Annotated in this window: 12 protein-coding genes; 4 read left to right on the forward strand and 8 right to left on the reverse strand. The window is 60.1% G+C overall.

Annotated elements, in window-relative coordinates:
* Window positions 1-230 precede the first annotated feature (230 nt).
* Window positions 231-1,133 carry a LysR substrate-binding domain-containing protein gene (locus LIY45_RS29960; RefSeq protein WP_226478608.1) on the reverse strand — a complete coding sequence of 301 codons (903 nt, stop codon included), beginning with the start codon at window positions 1,131-1,133 and terminating at the stop codon, window positions 231-233.
* Window positions 1,134-1,309: 176 nt separating this feature from the next.
* Here LIY45_RS29960 and gspG point away from each other — a divergent pair, with 176 nt between their 5' ends.
* Complete coding sequence (gene gspG / locus LIY45_RS29965; protein ID WP_226478609.1) at window positions 1,310-1,738, forward strand: type II secretion system major pseudopilin GspG; 429 nt, start codon at window positions 1,310-1,312, stop codon at window positions 1,736-1,738.
* Window positions 1,739-1,742: 4 nt separating this feature from the next.
* Here gspG and LIY45_RS29970 read toward each other — a convergent pair whose 3' ends face one another.
* A complete protein-coding gene (locus LIY45_RS29970) occupies window positions 1,743-1,979 on the reverse strand; it encodes a hypothetical protein (protein ID WP_003209248.1) in 237 nt (78 codons plus the stop codon).
* A 227-nt stretch (window positions 1,980-2,206) separates the two neighbouring features.
* Between LIY45_RS29970 and LIY45_RS29975 the strand changes: the two genes are divergently transcribed.
* A complete protein-coding gene (locus tag LIY45_RS29975) occupies window positions 2,207-2,764 on the forward strand; it encodes an NAD(P)H-dependent oxidoreductase (RefSeq protein ID WP_226478610.1) in 558 nt (185 codons plus the stop codon).
* A 44-nt stretch (window positions 2,765-2,808) separates the two neighbouring features.
* Here LIY45_RS29975 and poxB read toward each other — a convergent pair whose 3' ends face one another.
* Window positions 2,809-4,533, reverse strand: a complete 1,725-nt coding sequence (gene poxB, locus LIY45_RS29980) for a ubiquinone-dependent pyruvate dehydrogenase (protein ID WP_226478611.1) — start codon at window positions 4,531-4,533, stop codon at window positions 2,809-2,811.
* A 78-nt stretch (window positions 4,534-4,611) separates the two neighbouring features.
* Entirely contained in the window at window positions 4,612-5,844 is a 1,233-nt protein-coding gene (locus tag LIY45_RS29985) for an NADH:flavin oxidoreductase/NADH oxidase family protein (protein ID WP_226478613.1), read from the reverse strand.
* A 69-nt stretch (window positions 5,845-5,913) separates the two neighbouring features.
* On the opposite strand from LIY45_RS29985, the gene LIY45_RS29990 reads away from it, so the two are divergent.
* Window positions 5,914-6,339: a MerR family transcriptional regulator gene (locus tag LIY45_RS29990; RefSeq protein ID WP_017480427.1), complete on the forward strand. Its 426-nt coding sequence runs from the start codon at window positions 5,914-5,916 to the stop codon at window positions 6,337-6,339.
* On the opposite strand, the gene LIY45_RS29995 is transcribed toward LIY45_RS29990, so the two are convergent.
* The 4 genes from LIY45_RS29995 to acnB form a co-directional block, all read right to left on the reverse strand.
* Window positions 6,311-8,431, reverse strand: coding sequence for a TonB-dependent receptor (locus LIY45_RS29995; RefSeq protein ID WP_226478614.1), 2,121 nt, complete (start codon window positions 8,429-8,431; stop codon window positions 6,311-6,313). The two genes, LIY45_RS29990 and LIY45_RS29995, sit on opposite strands and share 29 nt — an antisense overlap.
* 11 nt (window positions 8,432-8,442) lie before the next feature.
* Entirely contained in the window at window positions 8,443-9,654 is a 1,212-nt protein-coding gene (locus tag LIY45_RS30000; protein WP_226478616.1) for an MFS transporter, read from the reverse strand.
* Window positions 9,644-11,620 carry an IucA/IucC family protein gene (locus LIY45_RS30005; RefSeq protein ID WP_226478617.1) on the reverse strand — a complete coding sequence of 659 codons (1,977 nt, stop codon included), beginning with the start codon at window positions 11,618-11,620 and terminating at the stop codon, window positions 9,644-9,646. Before LIY45_RS30005 ends, LIY45_RS30000 begins: the two co-directional genes overlap by 11 nt.
* 302 nt (window positions 11,621-11,922) lie before the next feature.
* Window positions 11,923-14,523 carry a bifunctional aconitate hydratase 2/2-methylisocitrate dehydratase gene (acnB, locus tag LIY45_RS30010; protein WP_017480431.1) on the reverse strand — a complete coding sequence of 867 codons (2,601 nt, stop codon included), beginning with the start codon at window positions 14,521-14,523 and terminating at the stop codon, window positions 11,923-11,925.
* Window positions 14,524-14,917: 394 nt separating this feature from the next.
* On the opposite strand from acnB, the gene LIY45_RS30015 reads away from it, so the two are divergent.
* The gene (locus LIY45_RS30015; protein ID WP_226478618.1) at window positions 14,918-15,388 is read left to right on the forward strand and encodes a DUF1289 domain-containing protein; all 471 of its coding nucleotides are present in this window, start codon (window positions 14,918-14,920) and stop codon (window positions 15,386-15,388) included.
* Window positions 15,389-15,426 lie beyond the last annotated feature (38 nt).

Below are 15,426 nucleotides of genomic sequence, written 5' to 3' on the forward strand. Positions count from 1 at the left end.
ATTTATCGAACATGCCGCCGCCTTCGCAGCCTCGCTAAAGCTCGACAGCTCCCACATTTGATTTGCGCAACCCGAGTGCTTGCGACCGAACACACAATTCCCAGACTTCCCCCGAACCCTGTGGGAGCTGTCGAGCCCCAGCGAGGCTGCGATAGCGGTGTGTCAGGCAATCTACTTATCGACCATGCCGCCGTCTTCGCAGCCTCGCTAAAGCTCGACAGCTCCCAGATTCAAGGCAGTGTGCTGGTCAGCAGGCTTTCAGCCTTCTCGGTGACAATCTCCAGCAATGCATTCAAGGCGGGCGCTGGCTCGCTGCCCTTCAGTGTCAACGCATACAAGGTCACTACCATCGGTGGTGACAACGGGCACGCATCCAGCCCGGCTTCCCGTGCGCCGCTGGCGGTGAACGGGTCGACAATCGCCAGGCCTTCCCCGGCTTCGACCATGCTGCGCATCATCTGATACGTCTGCACCCGGGTTTGCACCACCGGCAGCGGGCGCAGGGCTTGCAGTTTGCTGTCCAGCAGGCGGCTCAGCGGGTCCTGGCCTTCAAGGCCGATCATCGACTGCCCGGCCAACTCCTGTAGCGCAATGTACTTCTGCCGAGGCTTCAGCCAGCCATGGGGCGCGAGCAATTGCAGCTTGCCGTGAGCCAATGGCGTGCTGTGGATCTGCGGATGTTCCGGGTCGTGCAGGCTCAGGCCAAGGTCTGCTTCGTGCAGCAGCAGGCTTTTGACCATGTCTCGGGTGGAATGACTGGAGAGGTTGCACGGCGTGTCTTGAAAGCGTCGGCGCAGCACGGCGATGGCCTGGGGCAGCAGTTGATTGGCCAGCGGCGGGGTACACAGTGCGCGCAAGGGCGGGGCATGGTGGTGCTTCAGGCTGCTGGCCAGGCGTTGCACCGGCTCAAGGGCCGCATAGAGGTGGGCGATTTCACCCTGCAACTCAAGGGTTTCCCGGGTGGCCTGCAAGCGTCCGCGCACACTGGCGAACAGCATGAAACCCAATTGCAGCTCGGCATCCTTGAGCGTCGCGTCCACATCGGCCACGGGCAGTTGCAACCATTCGGCGGCGGTGCCGAGGTGTCCGGTCTGCAAAATCGCTTGGATGACTTCGATATGACGTAAACGCATGGCCGGAGTCTATGTTCAGCGCGACGTGGATTCAATGGCTCAGGCCCGGGTGCGGAAAAAAGACCCGGCGCGGGAATGGCCCAACTAGACTTGCACGATCAAGTCCCTTGGCGCCTGCAACCAACAGGTCATACAAAGGGCGTATCAACCAAAGGATCCACGGGGGAGCCTTATCGATGCTCGGTAAAACACACACGCGCGGGTTTTCGTATTGGGATGTGCTGGTGGCCGTGCTGGTTGTGGGCGTGCTGGTGATTGCAGTTGGGCCGCGGATCTTTGGCGACGTGACTCAGACCGAAATCGCCACGGCCAAGGTACAGCTCAACGTGCTGGGCAAGGCGGTCGAGCAGTTTCATCAGGATGTAGGGCGTTATCCTACCGACGACGAGGGTCTGGCGGTGTTGACGGTTCAGCCAGCGGGGGAAGCGAAGTGGCGGGGGCCCTATCTCAAGGATGAGGACATGCTGACGGACCCGTGGGGCGTGGCCTATCAGTACCACTATCCTCCCAGCCAGGCCAAAACCAACTTTGATCTGTTCTCGTTCGGCAAGGACCGGACACTGGGAGGCGTCGGCGATAATGTGGATATCGCCTATGGGGAATAACGTCTTATGAAGCGTGGATCGTTGCGGATTCGCGGGTGATGATAGTGCCCGACTGAATCAGCCTGAACTCATCGCCATCCAGTTTTTCTACGCGGTCGCCAATGGCCAGCTTGTAGGTGGTGGTGGGCGCCGATCCAGCCAGGCCGTCGAGGGGCGGGTTGGATTCCTGGAACTCATGCACCGAATAAACGCGACCTTCCGCGTCTCTGGCATGGAACTGTCCGACAAGTACTGCTGCCATCTGTTTAGAACCTCTGGAGATAAACACTCGATTTGCGGTTCTGTAGACCGTAGGAGAGCGGGGTAGTTTACCTATTGAAAAAAAATACTATTCGTTGACTTTTTCAGACATTACTTACAAGTCCATTTGCGGTGTGAACGTCCTTGGGATTGTAAAAACGCGCTGGTGATAGCGTCGCGCAGGCTCTATAACTACAGGCTCCTTCAGTCAGAAATCGGGAACCCCCAATGAGCAAGGTCTACACGATTGCCGTACTGGTCGGCAGCTTGAGAAAAGAGTCGATCAACCGCAAGGTCGCCCTGGCATTGGCTGAGTTGGCGCCCGCCAACCTCAAATTGAACATTGCCGAAATTGGCGATTTGCCGCTCTACAACGAGGACATCGACGGTGCTGCACCGCCGGCAGCCTACAGTACTTTCCGTCAACACGTGCGTTCATCCGACGCGGTGCTGTTTGTGACCCCCGAATACAACCGCTCGGTGCCGGGTGTATTGAAGAACGCAATTGACGTCGGTTCGCGGCCTTATGGCCAAAGTGTGTTCAGCGGCAAGCCGGGCGCGGTGATCAGTGTGTCCCCCGGCGCCATCGGCGGTTTTGGGGCCAATCACCATTTGCGCCAATCCCTGGTGTTCCTCGATGTGCTGTGCATGCAACAGCCGGAAGCCTACCTGGGCGGCGCGGGCAGTGTGTTCGACGAGTCGGGGAAACTGTCGGAAAAGACCAAGCCGTTTTTGCAGGCGTTTATTGATGCCTACGGCAAGTGGGTGGAAAAGCAGAGCGCATAAGTAACCTGTAGGAGCGAGCAAGCTCGCTCCTACAGTGGCAGGACTTACCTGAGCCAGTTGGTTTTCGCCAACTCGATCACTTCATCACCGCGTCCGCTCATCACCGCCTTGAGCATGTACAGGCTGAAGCCCTTGGCCTGTTCCAGCTTGATGCTGGGCGGCATCACCAGTTCCTGGGTGGCGGTGACCACATCCACCAGCACCGGGCCGTCGTGGGCCAGGGCGCGGCGCAGGGCCGGTTCGAGGTCTTCGGACTGTTCGACGCGAATGCCGAGGATGCCCATGGCATTGGACATGGCAGCAAAGTCCGGATTCTTCAGCTCGGTGCCGGTGTCCAGGTAGCCCGCAGCTTTCATCTCCATGGCGACAAAGCCCAGGGACGAGTTGTTGAACACCACCAGTTTCACCGGCAGGTTCAACTGCGCCAGGCTGATGAAGTCCCCCATCAGCATGGTAAAGCCACCGTCGCCAGACATCGAAATCACCTGACGCCCGGGAAACGCCGCTTGTGCGCCGATGGCCTGGGGCATGGCGTTGGCCATCGAGCCGTGGTTGAACGAGCCGATCAACCGGCGCTTGCCATTCATCTTCAAGTAGCGTGCCGCCCACACGGTCGGCGACCCCACGTCGGCGGTGAAGATCGCATCATCGTCCGCCAGTTCACTGAGCAGGCGCGCGACGTATTGCGGGTGAATCGGCCGGCCGGCCTTTGACGGTTCTGCCAGGTCATCCAAGCCTTGGCGCGCTTTTTCATAATGCTTGAGGGAGGTTTCCAGGAAGCTGCGATCCGTCTTACGGGTCAGGCGTGGCAACAGCGCCTGGATGGTCTCGCTGACGTCGGCAGCAATCCCCAGGTCCAGGGTGGCACGCCGGCCCAGTGCCTGCGGGTTGCGGTCGACCTGGATGATCTTCGCGTCAGTGGGGTAGAACTGGCGATACGGGAAGTCGGTGCCAAGCATGATCAGCGTGTCGCAGTTGAGCATGGCGTGGTAACCGGAGCTGAAGCCGATCAGGCCGGTCATGCCGACGTCGAACGGGTTGTCCCACTCCACATGTTCCTTGCCGCGCAGGGCATGGACCACGGGTGCGCCGAGGGCGTCGGCCAGGGCCACCACCTCATCGTGGGCGCCGGCACAGCCACTGCCGCACAGCAGGGTGACTTTGCCGCTGTGTTCGAGGATGTCGGTGAGGCGTTGCAGGTCGTGTTCTGCCGGCAGCGTGCGCGGTGCCAGCAGGGCCGGCCATGGTTTGAATTTGTCTTCCACTTCCAGCAGCGACACATCGCCCGGAATCACCACCACCGCCACGCCGCGATTGAGGATCGCCGAGCGCATGGCGCGGTGCAGCACATGGGGCATTTGTTCGGGGTTGGTCACCAGCTCGATAAAGTGGCTGCACTCCTTGAACAGCTCCTGGGGATGGGTTTCCTGAAAGTAGTTCAGGCCGATCTCGGTGGAGGGGATCTGTGCGGCGATGGCCAGTACCGGCACATGGTTGCGATGGCAGTCGAACAGGCCATTGATCAAGTGCAGGTTGCCGGGGCCGCAGCTGCCGGCGCATACCGTCAGTTCGCCGGTGGCGGCCGCTTCGGCACCGGCGGCGAATGCGGCCACTTCTTCGTGGCGCACGTGCATCCACTCGATGCTGTCCATGGTGCGCAGGGAGTCGGTCAGACCGTTGAGGCTGTCGCCGGTCAGGCCCCAGATGCGCTTGATGCCCGCCTGTTCAAGGGTGGTCGCCAATTGCTGGGCCAGGGTGATTTTCGCCATGAAGAACTCCAATCGTCAGTGAGGGTAAAAAGCTGCTGATCAGTAAAGGACAGTTCCATGGCGTTGAATGCTCCCCGCTCAATGTGAAGAATTGGTCATCGCGGCTCGATATTGGCGGGTGCGACGGGCGATAAACAGTTGGTCTTTTATCAACGCCAGCAGCGGTGCCACCCCGGGTTTCGGCTGGCGGCCACGGCTCAGGCGGCGCAGCTGATAGCGCACCACTGCCATGTTCGCCAGGCTGGCCAGGGGTTTGCGCTTCCAGCGGATCGGCGGCAGTTGCGGGTTGAGATCGCGGCCAGCGCGCCACTGCTTGATCAGGTGCGGCTCCAGGGTCAGGGCGGTGGCGATCCCGGCCATGGCGATGCCGCTGTCCAGTACTTGCTGGACGATTGGCAAACGGCGGATACCGCCGGTGACCATCACCGGCATGCTGGCGACTTTCGCCAGGTCGCTGGCCATCTCGATGAAATAGGCTTCGCGGGCCAAGGTGCGTCCGTCGCGAGCCTCGCCTTGCATGGCCGGGGCTTCGTAGCTGCCGCCGGACAACTCCAGCAGGTCGATGGCCAGGGGGTTGAGCCGCTCGACCACGGCGCGGGCGTCGGCGGCGTCAAACCCGCCACGCTGGAAGTCGGCGGAGTTGAGTTTTACTGCCACGCAGAAGCCCGGGCTCACAGAGGCGCGCACGGCCTTGACCACCTCCAGCAGCAGCCGCGCACGGTTTTCCACGCTGCCGCCCCAGCGGTCCGTGCGCTGGTTGCTCAAGGGCGAGAGAAACTGGCTGAGCAGGTAGCCGTGGGCGGCATGGATCTGCGCGCCGCTGAAACCGGCTTTTTCGGCAAGACGCGCGCTGGTGGCGAAGCGCGAGATGACATCCTGTATATCGGCCTCGGTCATCGCCTTGGGTTGGGCGAACATCTTCGAAAAGCCGCCGAGGTCGAGGGCTACCGCAGAAGGAGCCAATGCTGGCTGGCCGAGGTTGGCCATGGTCTGCCGGCCGGGGTGGTTGAGCTGTACCCAGAATTGCGCGCCCTTGGCCCGGCCAATCGCGGCCCATTGGCGAAACTTGTCCAGGTGACGTTCGTCTTCCAGCACCACGCCGCCGGGGCCGGTCATGGCGTGGCGGTCGATCATCACGTTGCCGGTCAGGATCAGGCCGGGCTCGCCTTCGGCCCAGGCTTGGTACAAGCGCATCAAGGCCTCGGAAGGCGCCTGGTGTGCATCCGCCATGTTCTCTTCCATCGCCGCCTTGGCGATGCGGTTACTGATGAGCTGGCCGTTGGGCAATTGCAACGCTTCAAAGGGTGACATGCTTGACTCCTCACAATGGGAGCGCTCAGGCTAAGCTTAAAGGTCACTTTAAGGTCAAGCGGGTAAAGCATGAATATCGGCGAGTTGGCAAAACTCAGCGGCCTGTCGGCCTCAAAAATTCGCTTTTACGAGGCTGAGGGGCTTATCCAGGTTGAACGGCAAGCCAATGGCTATCGCCGTTATGCGCCCCAAACCCTGCAGGCGTTGCAGTTGATCCAAGGCGCTCAGCGCGCAGGTTTCAGTTTGCAGGAGCTGAAACAGCTGATGCCGGATGCCTCGCCCAGCGAGGCCAGGCGAGCAGAGATTGTCTTCGGGCTTGAGCGAAAGATCGAGGAAATCGAGGTGATACAGGCGCGTCTGGAGCAAAGCAAGGCTGAGTTGCGGGCGGTGATCGAGACGGTCAAGGCTCACCCGGAAGGCGAGCCTTGCTTGATCAGCGGGAGCTCGCTCCCGCGTGCAGAGGTTATTACCAGTCGACGGCATAACTCAGGCTGAACGTACGGCCTTCAGCATTCGGGTAGGGCGCGCGGGCGTTGGCCTGGGCAAACATGTTCTGGTAGTTGCGGTTGGTCAGGTTGTAGACCCCGCCTTCCAGGCGACCCACCGGCAACGCTACCGAACCTAGCAGGTCGAACAACGTGTAGCCCTTGATATCGCGACCGTTGTTATCGTCGAACGCGGCGTCATAGTTGGCCAATCGCATGCCTTGCAGGCGCAGGGTGTAGTCCCCACGGTCGTAACCCACGAAGGCAGTTGTCTTGGCCGGTGAAATACGCGTGGCAGGCAGGTCGATCCATTTGCCGTTCTGATTGGTCTCGCCCTTGGCGTACGCGTAAGTGCCGCCCACCGACCATTGATCCGTCACGTTATAGGTCAGCGTTGTTTCCGCGCCGCGCACGCGCTCTTTCTGGTTGATCAAGCGCAGTACGCGGTCGTTGGCATCATAGAACTGGGTGACGTCCGAGGTGTTCTCGTACGCCGTGACGCTGGCCTGCCACTTGTCCCAGTTGCCACGCCATCCCAACTCATAGCTGTTGACCTTGAGGGCCTGGGCATTGAGTTTCTGGATGTCAAAGGTGCTGTTGACGTCCCGCAGGAAACGCTGGATATCCGGCAGGGAAAAGCCTTGGCTGAAGTTGGCGAACACGTCCTGGTTTTCGCTCAGGTGGTACACCGCGCCGAGGTTGTACAGGGTGTCGTTGTATTTCAGGGTGCCGCCGGGGAGGGTCGCCCGATTGCCTGTCTGGACGATTTCCCCGTAGGCGATGCTGTCGGAAATCTCGCTGTCGATCCATTCGCGGCGCACGCCGCCACGCAGTGTCCAATCGCCAATGTCGTAGGACAGTTGACCGAAGATGGCCTTGTTGGTGGTCGTGATGTCCGGCCCCATTTCAAAGGTCGTGCCGGTCTTGGTGTAGCTCAGCCCATTGACCCGGTATTGATCACCGCGCTGGGTTGAGGTTTCGTGATTGTAATCGGCGCCCCAGACCAATGTACCGGTGGCCGAGCCAATGTCTGGCATGGCGCTTTCGATGGCTGCCCGCAGGCCGTACACATCCTGCACGCTATTGTTGTCGGAAATCCCGGCTCTGCCCCGTGACAGGTCCGGAAAGAACAAGGCGTCGGCGCGGCGCCAATAGCTTTCCACCTGCAAGCCCTGGCCGTAGAAATCCTTGTCGGTGTAGTTGAGGTTGACGGCCTGGTTGTGGGTGAACGGTTGGTCATCCAGGTCCAGGCCTTTTACTGCGACGGCTTCGCTGGTGATGCGTGGGTTCTTGGTGTAGTGGGTATCTTGCTGGTCTTTGTAGTCCTGCAGCGACAGGCTGATTTTCTTGTCAGCGTCCAGCTCGTAGCCGAAGCGACCTTGCAGGTCGTAGGTGTCGGTGTCCATGTTGCTGCCCTGGGACGTGTCCTGGGGGATGCGGTGTCCGTTACCGTCAAATTGATCGTTGCGCTGTACGCCGTTGGCCGACACGTACCAGTCCAGCGCGTCCTTGCGCCCGGTGGCGCTCTGGAACACGTCGTAGGCAAAACCTTTCTTGTTGAGGTTGTTGCCGGAAGTCAGGCCAATCTTGCTGCTGAATGCCAACGCCTCACCGTTGTTGCGCTTGGTGATGATGTTGATAATGCCGCCGGATGCGCCCGCTCCGTACACACTGCTGGCGCCGGAGATCACTTCGATGCGTTCGATGCTTTCCGGGGCGATGCTGTTGAGCTGGCGGAAGTTGTCTCGCGTCGAGTTCTGGGACACCCCGTCGATCAGCACCAGTGTGTTTCGCCCGCGCAGGGTCTGGCCGAAGTTACTCATGCCTCCGGTGGAAGGGGAAATACCCGGGACCAACTGGCCGAGGATGTCAGAGACGCGTCGTCCCGCACCGGTTTGCTGGGTGATCTGATCTTGACTGATCACCTGCACAGAGCCGGGAATCGAGGCGATGCTGGCCTCTGTACGGGTGGCGGACACCACCACTTCCTGTAACTGCAGGGCGTTGGGCGTGGTGGGCGCCGTTTCGGTTTGATCGGCCCACGCCGGGGTGCTCAACGAGCCGATAAAGGGCAACAGGATAGAAAGTTGGAGTTTTTTCATTTTTTTCTTTTTTAGTGTTGAGAAATGTTGGTGGTGGAAACAGTCGTTTCCGGCATTTTTGAGAAAGACCGAATGGCACGGATACCCAGTGCAGCCAACGCGTACGTGAGGGCGACGAGCCAGAAGCTGTGCGCCAACCCAACGAGCCCCATGCCGATGCCACCGATCAGGGCTCCGCACAACGCGCCGGCTTTGGCGGCGCTGTTGCCCAGGCCCAGCGCGAAGCCTTGCTGGCTGGACGCGACCGTGTTGGCGATCAAGGTGTAAGCAACGGGCAGTAGCGCGCCTTGCCATACGCCCCAGAGCAAGCGGCTGGCAATAAAGCCCATCCACTCACTGGCGACCGCAGTAAAAGCGAGGGTCAGTGCGCAGGCCCAGGCAACCCATTCAATGACGCGCAGGGTGTGCGCCGGTTGATGGCGGTCGAATAACCGCCCCCAAAGCGGCGCGGACAGTGCGAGCGTGGCGGCGCTGGCGGCATAACTGGCGCCGATCAGCCAGGCGGGCGCGTGCAGGATGTCTGCCACGTACAAGGCATAGAACGGCTGCGGCATCATTTTGGCCGCTTGAATCAGCACGATGACGCCGAGCATCGCTCCCAGCCAACCCTTGGGCAGCTGGGTATGTGGCGGTTTTTGCTTGTGGGTTACGCGCTGCGTATCGCTGGGCAAAAACACACTGATCGCCGCGCACAACAGGCAAATGACGGTGGCGCTGTAGCACAGCAACGCGAACCCCGAGACATCCATCAGCCAGCCACCCAGCACTGGGCCGGCCAGTGAGCCAACGGCCGTCGCCGATTGCAGGCGGGCAAGAATTTGCCCGCGCCCCCCGTCGCCACAGCAGGCCAGAGCGTAGGCTTGGGCCGCTGCAATAAACCCGGCGAGCGCCCCTTGCGCCACCCTGATGCCCACCAATAGCCATGGATCGAAGGTGATTGCGGCCAGGGCCTGACACACTGCCAGCGCCAGCAACGCCCGAATGATCATGGGCTTGTGGCCGGTTCGATCACCCAGCCGCCCCCAGGCGGGGGTCAGCACCATCGCCGCCATCATCGGCCCGGCGTACACCAGTGAAGACAGCAGGCCGGTGTACTGGGCGTTGGCGATGCCAAGCAGTTTCTGGATCTGCAAGGGCCAGAAAGGGCCGCTCATTTCCATGGCGCCCATGGACACCAGTTGAATGCAGACCAGCAACCGCAGGGCTGCGCTGTTAGTTGCCATCGACTTGAACGCTCAGCGGGTTGCACAGGCGCCCGACGATATCCGCATGGCTCTCCAGCAAGCGCATGCGCATGAACGATTTGGCCGGCCAGTCCTGTTCCAGCAAGGCCTGGCGTTCCGTGGCCCAGCGCTGCGGTTCGACCTGGCCGCGCAGGTCGTCGAAGCATTGGCTGACCTGTGAAGCCAGTTCACCCCACAGCAGCGCCTGGGGGATGTTGAATTCGCGGGCACCCAGCAGCACCAACTCGCCCAGGTGACACATGAAAACCGTGTGCAGCAGCTTGTCGCGCACGAAGCCTGCGTCGTCATACAGCGTCATCTTCGGGTCGTGCAGTTCGATGTCCAGGCCCTGCGCATGCAGCGTCTTGCGGTCGATACGGATATCGCCGAAGTCACGCAACAGCAGGCGGCTCAGTTGTCCGTCTGCGGCCATGATCATGAAGCTGTTCTGCTGGTGGGCTTCGAAAGCCACGCCGTAGCGCAGGTACATATTCAGCAGGCCAGGCACTGCAATCGCAACGTAATCACGGAAAAACGCTTGCATGGCGCCGCTATCGTCCTTGCCCTGTGCCAGATGCACCCACTGTCGCAACAGCGGCTGGCCGCGCTGGTCGACGGCGAACAGGCTGCCGACCGGAACCGCTATTTCCCCGGGCTGCAGTTGGTTCAGCGGGTTGTCCCGGTACAGCACCGCCAGGTGACGGGAGCGCTCGTCGTCTGCCGGTTGTGGTTTGAAGTGCACGCCGATGCGTTCGGGAACGATGCCGAGAATCTTCTGAACCTCCGGCTCGCGAGCCAGGATGGTTTGCATCAAGTGGCTGATGCGCGGGCCCATGCGCGCCGATCGTGGCGATACGGTGCGTTGCACGCTGGTCAGGCGCAGTGAAACCGGCAGTTTGACCATCGGTGCATCACGCCGTCCCTCGGGCAACACGGTGCGGAACGACATGGTGGGATGTGCGGTAAATGCGACGATGTCGGTCAGCACCAACAGCCGGTCGCCGATTTCGTTGGCAAAGGTCTGTGGCAGCTCCTGGCGGGCTTGCCACGGGTGCGCAGGCAGCGGCAGGTAGTCTGCGGCCTCAAGGCCTTGGCGCGTCAGTTCAGCCGTCAGTTGCTGGGCCGCGTGTGGAAAGTGGGCTTGCCACCACGGCCAGTAGTCGGCGGTGCCAGCCAGTGATTCGACATGAGCAAACTGGCGGTGCAGCGCGCAGAGGATCACCGGAAAGCGGGCTTCGAACTCCGGTGAAAAATCGATGACTTGGTCGGTGCTCAAGCCAAGCTTGGTCTTGTAGTTGGGGTGCCACGGGTGGCCCAGGGTGCCCCATTGCTCAAGTAACGAGGTCGGGTTGGCAACGCATGGATCGTCCTTGAGCCATGTCAACAGATTGTCGCTGTGTGCCGGGTCCATGGCCTCGTGCAACTGGAGCGTCCACTGCTGATGGAACGCCAGGCACAGCGTGTCGTTGGTGAAGCTGTCATCGAGTTCTTCGTTGAGGCGGTGCAGCACCTCGGGAGCGGCAGGCGCCTGGAGGTCGTTGTTGAGCAGGGTCAGCAGTTCCGAAGGAAACTGGACCTTGTGAGGTGGGTATTCACCGCTGTGTGCGGTGATATTGCCACGCAGGTCCCAGCTGCTCATGCGTCCCGGGAGCAAATGGTCGAAGCACAGGCGGGTTTGGTCGCAAAGGGTCAACCAGCATCGGTGGTGGTCGTCGTACTCAAGGGCGTTTGCGTTCAGTAACCCCTCACGGAACAGCGCCTGAATCAAACGTTGGAAGCTGCGCTCGGCGGCTGGCGCCAAGGTGTTGATCAGGGAGTCGAGTGTGATGCGATGGGTTTGGAAGAGGGGAGTGCCGAGTGCCTCGCTCCAGCGAGTCAGTAGCCATTGCGGTTTTGTGCTGTATTCGTACTTCAAGTGGGAGTCCTTTTGCGCAGCCTTGAGTAAAAGCAGGCGAAGGATACCCATTTAAAATGCGGAAACCAATGATAATCATTGTTATTCGCAGCGTTGTTTTTGTATTTTGATACAGTCGATTGGCCTTCCAGCGGTCCGAATAAACCTCTCTATCCCGCGGATTCATTGACGTTTGTGGATGGTTTAATGTTCTGACGGAATGCTCTGTATCGAAGTGTAAATATTACTGACGCGAATACAGGACCGTTCTTACGGCCTATTTGGGGGTTGTCTCGGGTGGCCCGATTTTCTACAGGCATAAAAAAACACCGCGTACCTTGCGATACGCGGTGTTCCTTTACCGCAACAAAACCTTAGGCTTGAACCACAGGAATGTTGGCGCTTGCAGCAATTTCACGGAACTCGGCGATCTGGTCAAAACTCAGGTAGCGATACACGTCGCTGGCCATGGTGTTGATCTTCGCGGCGTATTCCATGTACTCCTCGACGGTCGGCAGGCGACCCAGGATGGAAGCCACCGACGCCAGCTCAGCCGAAGCCAGGTAGACGTTTGCGCCGTCACCCAGACGGTTCGGGAAGTTACGGGTCGACGTCGACACAACGGTCGAGTTCGGCTCAACACGTGCCTGGTTACCCATGCACAGCGAGCAGCCCGGCATTTCCATGCGCGCGCCAGCCTTGCCGTAGATGCCGTAGTAGCCTTCTTCGGTCAGTTGGTGAGCGTCCATCTTGGTCGGCGGCGACAGCCACAGACGGGTTGGCAGCTGACCCTTGACCTGATCCAGCAGTTTGCCGGCAGCGCGGAAGTGACCGATGTTGGTCATGCACGAACCGATGAACACTTCGTCGATCTTCTCGCCAGCAACACTGGACAGCAGACGGGCGTCGTCCGGATCGTTTGGCGCGCAGAGCACAGGCTCTTTGATGTCGGCCAGGTCGATCTCGATGATTTCAGCGTATTCGGCGTCAGCATCGGCAACCATCAGCTCAGGGTTGGCAACCCAGGCTTCCATCGCTTGGGCGCGACGTTCCAGGGTACGCGCATCGCCGTAGCCTTCACCGATCATCCAGCGCAGCAGGGTGATGTTGGAGTTCAGGTACTCGGTGATGGATTCTTTCGACAGCTTGATGGTGCAACCGGCAGCCGAACGTTCAGCCGAGGCGTCGGACAGCTCGAAAGCCTGTTCGATGCTCAGGTTGTCCAGGCCTTCGATTTCCAGGATGCGGCCGGAGAAAGCGTTCTTCTTGCCTTTCTTCTCTACGGTCAGCAGGCCAGCCTGGATCGCGTAGTAAGGAATGGCGTGAACCAGGTCACGCAGGGTGATGCCAGGCTGCATTTCGCCTTTGAAACGCACCAGGATCGATTCCGGCATGTCCAGTGGCATAACGCCAGTGGCTGCGGCGAACGCCACCAGGCCGGAACCGGCCGGGAACGAAATGCCCATTGGGAAACGGGTGTGGGAGTCACCACCGGTACCGACGGTGTCCGGCAGCAGCATACGGTTCAGCCAGCTGTGGATGATGCCGTCGCCTGGACGCAGCGATACACCGCCGCGGGTCATGATGAAGTCAGGCAGGGTGTGGTGGGTGGTCACGTCGATCGGCTTTGGATAAGCCGCGGTATGGCAGAACGACTGCATTACCAGATCGGTGGAGAAGCCCAGGCACGCCAGGTCTTTCAGTTCGTCACGGGTCATAGGACCGGTGGTGTCCTGGGAGCCGACGGTGGTCATCTTCGGTTCGCAGTAGGTGCCTGGACGAACGCCAGCCACGCCGCAGGCCTTGCCGACCATTTTCTGCGCCAGGGTGTAGCCCTTGTCGCTTTCAGCCGGCGCTTCCGGCAGCTTGAACAGGGTCGAAGGCGGCAGACCCAGCTCGGCGCGAGCCTTCTCGGTCAGGCCACGGCCGATGATCAGCGGGATACGACCGCCAGCACGGACTTCGTCCAACAGGACCGGGGTCTTCATTTCGAAGGTGGTCAGGACTTCATCGCTGTTGTGCTTGGTGACTTTGCCAGCATGCGGGTACAGGTCGATCACGTCGCCCATGTGCATGTTGGTGACGTCGAATTCGATTGGCAGTGCGCCGGCATCTTCCATGGTGTTGTAGAAGATGGGAGCGATCTTGCTGCCGAAGCAGAAGCCGCCAGCGCGCTTGTTCGGCACGTAAGGCACGTCGTCGCCGAAGAACCACAGCACCGAGTTGGTTGCCGATTTACGCGACGAACCGGTACCGACCACGTCACCGACGTAGGCGATCGGGAAGCCTTGGCTGCGCATTTCTTCGATCTGCTTCATCGGGCCGGTCTTGCCTTGCTCATCCGGCACGATACCGTCACGGGCCATTTTCAGCATGGCCAGGGCGTGCAGCGGGATGTCAGGACGGGACCAGGCGTCCGGGGCAGGGGACAGGTCGTCGGTGTTGGTTTCGCCAGACACCTTGAACACGCGCAGGCTGATCTTGTCGGCCAGGGTCGGGCGGTTCTTGAACCACTCACCGTCGGCCCAGGACTGGATCACGGCTTTAGCGTGTTCGTTGCCGTTCTTGGCTTTTTCCGCGACGTCGTGGAAGGCGTCGAACATCAGCAGGGTGTGCTTGAGTTGGGCGGCAGCGACGGGAGCCAGGGTGGCGTCGTCCAGCAGCTCGACCAGGGTCACGATGTTGTAGCCGCCTTGCATGGTGCCGAGCAGTTCAACAGCGCGTTTCTTGTCGATCAGAGGGGAAGTGGCTTCGCCCTTGGCCAGGGCAGACAAGAAACCGGCCTTGACGTAGGCAGCTTCGTCAACGCCTGGTGGAATGCGGTTGGTGATCAGGTCAACGAGGAATTCTTCTTCGCCAGCCGGGGGATTTTTCAGCAGCTCGACCAGGCCTGCGGTTTGTTCGGCGTTAAGCGGCTGGGGAACAATACCCAGGGCTGCACGCTCTTCGATATGTTTGCGGTAGGCTTCAAGCACAGTTATTACCCTCATCAGTGGTCCCACGGGACGCTCATCCAGAAAAGCACGGCACGCATGCGCTCAGGGGCTTTTTGGGCCGTAGAGCCAGCGCTGCCGGCAATCCTCACAGAAGCTGCTTTCAAAGTTTTACGCCTGCAGAACGGAGCTGATGAGGGTTGGCGCTGGCTATTTACCGGGTAAATAACCATCGCCAACACCGTTCTTTAGGAACGACTGTGCTCGTGACGCTTTGAAAACAGCTTCCAACGGATTATTGGCGCCTTACAAGGCCGGATGATTCTACGGCAAAAAAATTCTAAACGTAAGTTGCGTCGCCAAGTTTGCGGGGTGATCAACCTTAGACAAAGGGCTAACATGTGCAACTGTTTCGCTGATTTGTGCGTTGTCGACCATGTCTAACCAAACCATCAAGACCCCTTGCGTAGGCCTGTGCTCCACGGTTTACGGCGATCTTGTGTGCCGGGGGTGTAAGCGGTTTCACCATGAGGTGATTCAGTGGAACGGGTATAACGAGGAAGAAAAGCGTGCGGTCTGGCTGCGGCTGGAGCAGTTGTTGGTGCAGGTGATGGCTGGGAAGCTAGAGGTGTTTGACCCGAAAATGCTGCGGGGGCAACTGGAGCAGCGCAAGATTCGGTTTGTGCCGCATCAGTCGGAGTACTGCTGGGCGTATCAGTTGATTGCCCGGGGGGCTCGGGTGATCAGCAATCTTGAGGCTTATGGGATGGTGTTGATGCCGGAGTTTCGGGAGTGGGGGTTGCCCGAGTTGCGGGATGCGATAGATCGGGAGTTTTTTATTTTGTCCGAGGCGCATTATCAGCGGTATATCGCGCCGGGGTTTCTGCGGGATGCTTTTGCTGGCTGACTGTGTACATATCCGTTGCTGCGGTAACGGCGGCTTAT

Origin of the sequence: Pseudomonas sp. MWU16-30323, from assembly GCF_020515595.1 — a bacterium.
Lineage (GTDB): Bacteria > Pseudomonadota > Gammaproteobacteria > Pseudomonadales > Pseudomonadaceae > Aquipseudomonas > Aquipseudomonas yamanorum.

Bases quoted from the DNA above. Each gene is read 5' to 3' on its own strand.
- gspG (WP_226478609.1), top strand. From the start codon at position 1,310: ATGCTCGGTAAAACACACACGCGCGGGTTTTCGTATTGGGATGTGCTG.
- LIY45_RS29990 (WP_017480427.1), top strand. From the start codon at position 5,914: ATGAATATCGGCGAGTTGGCAAAACTCAGCGGCCTGTCGGCCTCAAAA.
- LIY45_RS29960 (WP_226478608.1), bottom strand. From the start codon at position 1,133: ATGCGTTTACGTCATATCGAAGTCATCCAAGCGATTTTGCAGACCGGA.
- LIY45_RS30000 (WP_226478616.1), bottom strand. From the start codon at position 9,654: ATGGCAACTAACAGCGCAGCCCTGCGGTTGCTGGTCTGCATTCAACTG.
- LIY45_RS30015 (WP_226478618.1), top strand. From the start codon at position 14,918: ATGTCTAACCAAACCATCAAGACCCCTTGCGTAGGCCTGTGCTCCACG.
- LIY45_RS29970 (WP_003209248.1), bottom strand. From the start codon at position 1,979: ATGGCAGCAGTACTTGTCGGACAGTTCCATGCCAGAGACGCGGAAGGT.
- LIY45_RS30005 (WP_226478617.1), bottom strand. From the start codon at position 11,620: ATGGGTATCCTTCGCCTGCTTTTACTCAAGGCTGCGCAAAAGGACTCC.
- LIY45_RS29985 (WP_226478613.1), bottom strand. From the start codon at position 5,844: ATGTCACCCTTTGAAGCGTTGCAATTGCCCAACGGCCAGCTCATCAGT.
- poxB (WP_226478611.1), bottom strand. From the start codon at position 4,533: ATGGCGAAAATCACCCTGGCCCAGCAATTGGCGACCACCCTTGAACAG.
- LIY45_RS29975 (WP_226478610.1), top strand. From the start codon at position 2,207: ATGAGCAAGGTCTACACGATTGCCGTACTGGTCGGCAGCTTGAGAAAA.
- LIY45_RS29995 (WP_226478614.1), bottom strand. From the start codon at position 8,431: ATGAAAAAACTCCAACTTTCTATCCTGTTGCCCTTTATCGGCTCGTTG.